The sequence below is a fragment of the Paenibacillus tyrphae genome (assembly GCF_024158745.1).
Lineage (GTDB): Bacteria > Bacillota > Bacilli > Paenibacillales > NBRC-103111 > Paenibacillus_G > Paenibacillus_G tyrfis_A.
This window is the reverse complement of sequence record NZ_JAMZAW010000035.1, coordinates 60,697-68,079: the sequence shown is the minus strand read 5'-3', so window position 1 is coordinate 68,079 and position 7,383 is coordinate 60,697. Positions and strand designations below refer to the sequence as shown.

General features: G+C 43.5%; 8 protein-coding genes. 7 read left to right on the top strand and 1 reads right to left on the bottom strand.

Going from position 1 to position 7,383, the window contains the following annotated elements; translation table 11 throughout:
* Window positions 1–86: 86 nt before the first annotated feature.
* The 6 genes from NI000_RS33535 to NI000_RS33510 all read left to right on the top strand — a co-directional run bounded on the left by NI000_RS33535 (window position 87) and on the right by NI000_RS33510 (window position 5,077).
* Window positions 87–629 (top strand): Fic family protein, encoded by a 543-nt coding sequence (locus NI000_RS33535; protein WP_301292803.1) that lies wholly within the window; start codon window positions 87–89, stop codon window positions 627–629.
* 53 nt (window positions 630–682) lie between these two features.
* Entirely contained in the window at window positions 683–1,636 is a 954-nt protein-coding gene (locus NI000_RS33530) for a DUF3895 domain-containing protein (protein ID WP_253415667.1), read from the top strand.
* A gap of 619 nt (window positions 1,637–2,255) precedes the next feature.
* Complete coding sequence (locus tag NI000_RS33525; protein ID WP_253415666.1) at window positions 2,256–2,861, top strand: recombinase family protein; 606 nt, start codon at window positions 2,256–2,258, stop codon at window positions 2,859–2,861.
* A gap of 289 nt (window positions 2,862–3,150) precedes the next feature.
* The gene (locus NI000_RS33520) at window positions 3,151–3,567 is read left to right on the top strand and encodes a hypothetical protein (RefSeq protein ID WP_253415665.1); all 417 of its coding nucleotides are present in this window, start codon (window positions 3,151–3,153) and stop codon (window positions 3,565–3,567) included.
* Window positions 3,568–3,930: 363 nt separating this feature from the next.
* Window positions 3,931–4,074, top strand: a complete 144-nt coding sequence (locus NI000_RS33515; RefSeq protein ID WP_253415664.1) for a hypothetical protein — start codon at window positions 3,931–3,933, stop codon at window positions 4,072–4,074.
* 115 nt (window positions 4,075–4,189) lie between these two features.
* On the top strand, window positions 4,190–5,077 hold the full coding sequence (locus NI000_RS33510) for an ATP-dependent DNA ligase (protein ID WP_309247956.1): 888 nt from the start codon (window positions 4,190–4,192) through the stop codon (window positions 5,075–5,077).
* 249 nt (window positions 5,078–5,326) lie between these two features.
* Here NI000_RS33510 and NI000_RS33505 read toward each other — a convergent pair whose 3' ends face one another.
* Complete coding sequence (locus NI000_RS33505) at window positions 5,327–5,653, bottom strand: helix-turn-helix domain-containing protein (RefSeq protein ID WP_253415663.1); 327 nt, start codon at window positions 5,651–5,653, stop codon at window positions 5,327–5,329.
* A gap of 341 nt (window positions 5,654–5,994) precedes the next feature.
* Here NI000_RS33505 and NI000_RS33500 point away from each other — a divergent pair, with 341 nt between their 5' ends.
* Window positions 5,995–7,341, top strand: coding sequence for a DNA-binding protein (locus NI000_RS33500; protein ID WP_253415662.1), 1,347 nt, complete (start codon window positions 5,995–5,997; stop codon window positions 7,339–7,341).
* Window positions 7,342–7,383 lie beyond the last annotated feature (42 nt).

Genomic DNA, 7,383 nt, shown 5'->3' with positions numbered 1-7,383 from the left:
GGTTCGCCCCTTTGAGATTTTTTGAATCGTCTGCAGCTGACGTATTCCAAGGACTGGCCAAAGAAAAGCAACTAAAGGGCTTACCTATGGAGGAATTTGCAAGCCGCGCCGCGCATTACATGGCCGAGATCAACATCTTGCATCCGTTCCGGGAAGGTAACGGCCGCACGCAAAGGGAATTTGTTCGTCAGCTCGCCGCGAATGCCGGTTATCAGCTGGATTGGTCGAAAGCGGACAAGTCCATAGTGCTGCAGGCTTCCATTCGCTCCGCAGTAGACACGAAAGAGCTCTCCAATGTCATATTGAGCTGCATGGACAAAAAGCCAGAAACTACCCGGGACAATCTCTTGTTAAAGGATTTATTAAAGCAGGTGGAGGGGATGCCGTCCGCCCTGCATAACCGGTATCTTCCGGATCATAAGGATTTAAACCGGGGGGTCAGCAAATACCGGGTCCGAAATGTTCAAGGTCAATCGGTTTTAGAATTTCAGCTGAAAGGTGATACAGAGCTGCGTTCTCTACGGATGGAGAAAGTACCTCACTTGAATGTTGAAATGAAAAACAAGTGGATCGAGCAAGCGGCGCAAAATGTGAAATCGATTAGCTTTGGCAAAGGGCTAGAACGTTAATAAGGATACGTCCTCGAATGAGGACAAAAATGGAATGTGGGAGGGAGCTCATTTTGAAGCTAACCGAGGAGCAACGGGGTTCGATTCTAAGCAGCTTAAACGACGAACAAGTTCAATTCTTGAGGGATGGAATGAAAAGAGGCAAAAGGACCGTTTTCGCCAATATTATAGCCTCTCAAAAGGGTTTGCGTGTCCCGGAAGGGGCCACATTCGAGGACATTGAACATTTGGTCGATTCCTGGATTTTGATTGATTATATTGATGCAGGCGCCGTTACAGATGATTTAAAATGCGAGTGTGGAAGAAGCCTGCGCTATCAGTACAAAGTCAGCAATAAACAAACCGGCGAAGAACGTAAATTTGGTATTGATCACTTGGAGCTGCATACCGGGATTGACGCCAAAACAGTATCGGAGATCCGGAGTGGTTTTTCGAAAATAGACCTGGAATTAGATGAATTGTTGCTTAAAATTGAAGCTGATTGGTCCCTAGAAAAAATATCGCTGCCTCCTTTCTCTCACATCACGTTACCCCACGATATTCAGCTTCATATCGATCTTCAATTACCGTTGCTTGACCGGCAAATTACCAGGCTCCGAAGATTAATAAACGAAGTGGGCGGAAGACAGCCATTCGCTTCTGCAGCTCAGGCAAACAGAGAGCCGGAAAGGAAAACGCCGGAGATATTTCATGAAGTGGATTTATTTACGGCTTATGAGCATGATGCTCATAATAAGTTCGATGAAACCGAGCACGTTGAACTATCATCCGTGCAGAAGCAAGCTGTTTTGTCTTATCTTCAACGAGGGGTTCAAAGTGCCAGAATTATATGCGAGTTATTAATAGAAGACGGAACTGCGAAAGAAAATAGATTTAGTACAGGCAAGCCAAAGTTTTACGTCGAGGTTTGTTGGTTTATTGAATCACATATTTATTCTGGCCAATGCAAAATGCTATCAGCGGATCAAAATGACCGTACATACCAATGGAATTGTCACCTTTCGTAAGAGGAGCGATATTAAGCAAAAGAAATTGAACCAAATAAAGTAATTCTTCCGGTAGGGGGTATTGGAAATGCATTTCTTTCAAAAACGGGACGGTAGCGAAGTTCATTACGATGACTTGATTTGTGAATGTGGTACTAAAGCAGACGATATGGACGATTCCGAATTTCATACTCAACTAAGATGTAGATGCGGGGAAATATATCTCAATATAATATGGGATTTAGATGGATTGGCAGCAAGGCATCCCGACAAATGCTGAGCATGCATGTATATTAACGAAAAGGGCGTGTTCTTAGTGGAATGGATTCTAAATTTGATTGAGAAGTTCTTCGGAAGGCATATCCATCTTTTTAACAGACCCTCGAAATTGGAGTATCCCGGTTTTGAGGTGTATCATTGCAGATGTAATAAAGCGATAAAAAAGGTATCAAAGAATATAAGAGCATAAAGTTAACGGCGGCCACGTAAGGCTGCTTTTTTTTGTGTTTCGAAAAGCATGCTTTTCGAGACACAGGAAAACCCCTCTATTATATTGTGTCAAAATGTACTAAAATGACTTTAGAAACGTCTCAAATTAATTCAACACATTTTGATGCATATTTAGGGGAGAGTGGATCGATTGAAGCTGGCATACGGCCGGGTGTCGGCCAAAGACCAAAATCCGGAACGGCAGCTCGTAAAGTTTCGGGAGCTGGGCGTCGAAGACCGGTTTATTTTTGTTGATAAGCAGAGCGGTAAGGACTTCGACCGGCCGCGCTATCAGGCCATGCGCATGATGCTCCGCGCAGGAGATTTGGTGTATTTGGATGCCTTGGACCGGCTGGGCCGGGATTACGATGGGATCATTAGTGAATGGAAATATATCACGCGGGAGATCGGGGCAGACATTGTATGCCTAGATAACGAAACGTTATTCGATTCCAGGAAGTTTAAAACGATGGGCGATTTTGGGAAAGTGATGGAGGACCAGTTCCTAAGTTTGTTGGCGTATGTAGCAGAACAAGAGCGGAAGAAGAACCGGCAACGCCAGGCGGAAGGGATCGAGGTTGCCCGAACGGAAGGTGTGACATTCGGCAGGCCCAAGCATCACATTAACGATAAATTTATTAAGGCATATGGGGAATGGAAAGCCGGTAAGTTGACCGCGACCGCGGCCATGCAACAAATCGGAATGAAGAAGCCAACTTTTTACCGGCGAGTGAAGGAGTATGAAGAAGGAGTATAAAGAAGGAATATGATGCTGTAGCTGTCATAAAGTATTGGAATTAATCTCAATATTCTACGCGAAGTTTCGGGTTGCCTTACCGTCAGACTCCATAAAATTAGTTTAAGACAGGCCTTTGAAATTGAATCAGTGATTGCCATGGACGCGAAAATAAAGTCCTAGACTGACGGTACTTGTTGTCAATATATTGACTTATTGGAAACTAGTTTGGTATGTTCTTATTTAAGAATTAGAATAGTTTTCCAACAGATAATCAAGAAAAACACTAAATCAAAAGGGGCAATTTTCCATGGGTTTTAAATCAGTTACAGAGCAAACAACAAAAATCAATGCGACTAATGTTAGGCTGGAGCTACAATCTAAGAGTAATAAAGTTATATCACAACTTGATCCATTTTTGCTTGAAGATTTTTCTTTAGCAATTGAGCAAGCATACCATCTCGAAATAATGAATAATCTTGATGGGAAAGCTGCTACTTACAGATTGAGAGATGCACTAATTAATATTGATGCTTTAGTTAGTAATGCGTTGTTACCACTCAAGCTTGAAGTTGAAATAAATGGAAATATTGATACACTTGATTTTAATATTTCTAGGATAGATCCTAATACGAGTTACGGAAGCCTAGAAAACCCTAAGTATTACATATATTGCGACAATTCTAACGAGATAGGATTTAGATTTTGGTTCTTAAAGAATAAGTAGTTGTGAGCTCTAGTCAACAACTCAATTAAGTTTAATAAAGAAAAATAAGCCACATTTAGTTGTATTACTTCTTATTTCGTATATTGAAAGTACTATATTGCTATAGTTTCTTTCACTTTAATTGAAGCGCCCTCAAAGAGGGTGCTTTTTTATGATTATCCAGCACCGATATAGTCACACAAGTTTGACAGTAGCTGCTCGAGTAGCGCCTAGCGTCGACCGCTTTGGTGGACCGGCTCTGGAAGGAGCCAGGAACGGAGCTGCAACTGCTCGATGTAGCGCGGCCAGCGTCGGCTGCTTTGGTGGACCGGTTCCGGAAGGAGCCAGGAACGTGAGCTGCAGCCGCTCGATGTAGCGCGGCCAGTGTCGGCCGCTTTGGTGGACCGGCTCCGGAAGGAGCCAGGAAGCGAGCTGCAGCTGCTCGATGTAGCGTGGCCAACGTCGGCCGCTTTGGTGGACTGGATCTGGAAGGAGTCAGGAACGGAGCTGCAGCTTGCAGCTGCTTGATGTTAGCGCAGCCAGCCGGATCCGGAAAGATGCACATAATTCTCAGCTAAGCCAATGATTCCATATACAATTAGGTTCAACCCCGTGTTATGTTCATAATGGAGGGTGGTGCCTAATGCTGAATCGGCCACTAAAACCTATGCTGTTGCATCCATTGCAGCCTAACGAGATAAAGAAAAACTGGAAGTCTAGCTTGAAATGGGACGGTTTTCGAACACTGATACATTACGATAATGGGAAGGTCAGGGCGTTCACAAGGCATGGCACGGAGATCACTTCGCGGTTTCCGGAGTTAATGAATATTAAATTGCCTGTGAAGACGGCAATCCTGGACGGCGAGTGTATCGCATTTGATCTGACTCAACCGAAAGATCAACCACCAAAGTTATGGTGGGATGATGCCATGACTAGATTTAATACAAAACAAGAATCATCCGTAAAACAAATAGCCAAAACATTAAAGGCTCACTTTCCCTTATGGGATGTACTATATTTAGATGGAAAACCTTTGCTACATAAGAGCTTTATGGAGCGTAGAGAGGCCCTTTTATCTATAGTCCAACCTTCAGAGGTTCTTTCCATAACCCCTTTATACGATGATGGTCAACAACTGTTTCTGAAAGCGAAGGAGCTTAGCTTAGAAGGAATCTGTCAGTATAATCCGGCTGCTCCAATCCACTTAGATACTCGCTCTAAAAACATGATTAAAGTTAAGGCTTATCAATACATCACCTGTCAAATAACATCTGTAAGGCTCAAGGGCGGGTTTGGCTGGGGATTAACCGCAAATGGCATGTATGTAGGTATGATTGAGTTTCCGCCCAGCAATGAGTTTATCCGTGCGTTTAACCAAATATCCAAGCAGCTCGTCCGCAGTGAATATAAAGGTTGGCGCTATCTTGAACCGGTAATAAGTTGCAAAATAAAATTTCAGTGTTTCACAAAAGACGGAAAGCTGCGGTCCCCGAAATTCGAGGAATTCTGTACACCAATTTTTATGTAGATATTTGCTAGGAGAACGATTGATTCCGAGCTGCAGTTACTCGTACCGATCCATCGAGAGCGGTCGCCTTTGTTCGGATCGGAAGGAAGCCACTAGCCGCAGCTGCTCAAAGCCAGTCGCCGCTGTGCCGGACCGGATCCGGAGGGAATCAGAATCACAAGCTGAGCAGCTGATCGCCGGTCGCCATATCGGCGCATCAATGCTGCTTAAAGGACATGAAATAAGCTTCCCCTGACAGGGAAGCTTATTTCATGTGGTAAACATTTCTTTTAGAACACGATAGGCCCGTTGTTGATCGACTTCTTGCTGCTCCTGCAGCAGTAATACGGTGCGCCATATCCACTCCTGGTTTTTCAGGTGTTCAAACTGATCATGATTAAAAAAGGCGAATACGCTAATATGTAAGGCTTCTGCTATTTTTTCAAGCGTTGCGAGCTGTACGTTTTGCTCGCCCCGTTCTAAACGACCGATATAAGTTCCATGGGATTCCAAGGCTTCTGCTAGTTGTTCCTGTGTTAAGCCTCTAAGGTTACGGAAATGTCGAATTTGATCGCCTATTATTTTAGCAAGGTTCATGTCCAGTTTCGTCACCTCTCTTTACATAGAGTGTAGACAAGGTATCTGTAAGATTGGAGGTAATTTAAAATTCAGTATTTATACATGTAATTGAACTTTAAAGTTCTATTGGATATACTTTTTCCATACCACCTTTAGATTTGCCTAAAAAATGAGCTCTGCATAAAGTTGAACCTAAAGCAGGAAAAGCGTTTTATGCAATTCAAGTCGAAAGGAGGGAGTTGGGGGCGTCTTTTTTCTTCAAATGTAAATATATAACTTATCTTTTAAATTTTGCTTTATAATTATCCGATGGTATATTGTGGTAAGAACATTTTGCGTTTTTGTGGGAGGGAATTTTGATGCAGGTTATCGCTCGTTGTTTGCGTTCCGAGATCGAACTCCAGCTAAAACTACACGGCTATAGTCTTACGAAATTAGCTGAATTAAGCCGTATACCGGTCGGCAATTTAAGCAGTATTTTGAGTTTGAACGAAGCTTCCCGATCCATGACTATTGGCCAGCTCGACACTTTGGCCATGGTTTTTAACCAAGCCCCCGGCTGGCTCTATGAACTGTATCCGGATGAATGCTGCTCGGAAGAACGTTTATCACGAAAACGGTTAGTTCCATACCTGGTTCGATGTGCCGAGGTCGGCCGTCACGATTGCATTAAGCCGATCGTCTCTAAGCTGCTCGATAATCAAAAAAATGTATCGATTCTTTTTACTGTTGCCGAAAAGCTGTTTCAAAATGAGTGGACAAAAGAGTCCGCCTATTTTTACAGCTTAGTGATTGACAGCGAAAAGGATTGCTTTTCTGAATCATTTCTAATGAGTCAGTACCGGTTATTTTTGTTATCGCAGGGGACGAATGCCGAAGAAAACCAGGAAGCCGTTGTTCGTTTCGCTCCTTATCGTAAACGCTTATCGGAAAGCCTTCAGCTCGATGCGCTGACGAAACTCGTCAAGGTTTGTTTCACACTCCACAAATGGGACAAAGTCGAACAATATGCAGACGAATTGATAGAGCTGACCACCACTCAATATGAGCTGCTTAAGCGCGGCTTTTCCGAGGCTATGTTTGAGCGCCCTTTAGTGTACTATTATGGCATGGGAAATTTGTTTAAAGGGGTTGCTTTGGAACGGCAAGGGCTATACGGTCAGGCTGCCGAGTATGTCCGAAAGTATGCTGATTTAGGATGGTTTGAATTCCTGGATGAGGAAGGAAAGCAAGAGGTCGAATTCTTCAAAATTTACTCCAAAGCTAATATGTATACTCTTGATGTGTTGATGGGAAAAGAGGCTGTCATCGGGGAATATGTGGCCTATTTGGCCGAGCATCCAGACGAAATTTTGGCGGGGCTCGTTACGATTTTGAAGTCCGCCAATCAATACGGATTTTGTATCGATCAGGTATTGCATCTATTCTCCGACCGGATTGCCAGTTTCGATACCCTGCAGGACTTGATTGGGCTGGATCAGCATGCCCGGTTCAGGTACGAAAGAGCGATATACGAATTTACTAAGGAAAGGTTCGCAGAAGGGATCGAGGAAACTTTATGCTGCTTGATTTTAGCATATAGGATGAGGCGATACGAGGACTGCTTCCGTTGTTCCGCCTTGTTTGAAAAACACAGAAAATACGCAACAGGGGAGCAAATTCAGCGCTTTCAAGCTATTATGATAGGAGGGGAGGAGGTGTATTGAGATGAAAGGTCTTTTCTTTTCTTTGCTTATTGCATTTGGATT

Bases quoted from the DNA above. Each gene is read 5' to 3' on its own strand.
- NI000_RS33505 (WP_253415663.1), bottom strand. From the start codon at position 5,653: ATGAACCTTGCTAAAATAATAGGCGATCAAATTCGACATTTCCGTAAC.
- NI000_RS33520 (WP_253415665.1), top strand. From the start codon at position 3,151: ATGGGTTTTAAATCAGTTACAGAGCAAACAACAAAAATCAATGCGACT.
- NI000_RS33500 (WP_253415662.1), top strand. From the start codon at position 5,995: ATGCAGGTTATCGCTCGTTGTTTGCGTTCCGAGATCGAACTCCAGCTA.
- NI000_RS33510 (WP_309247956.1), top strand. From the start codon at position 4,190: ATGCTGAATCGGCCACTAAAACCTATGCTGTTGCATCCATTGCAGCCT.
- NI000_RS33535 (WP_301292803.1), top strand. From the start codon at position 87: ATGGAGGAATTTGCAAGCCGCGCCGCGCATTACATGGCCGAGATCAAC.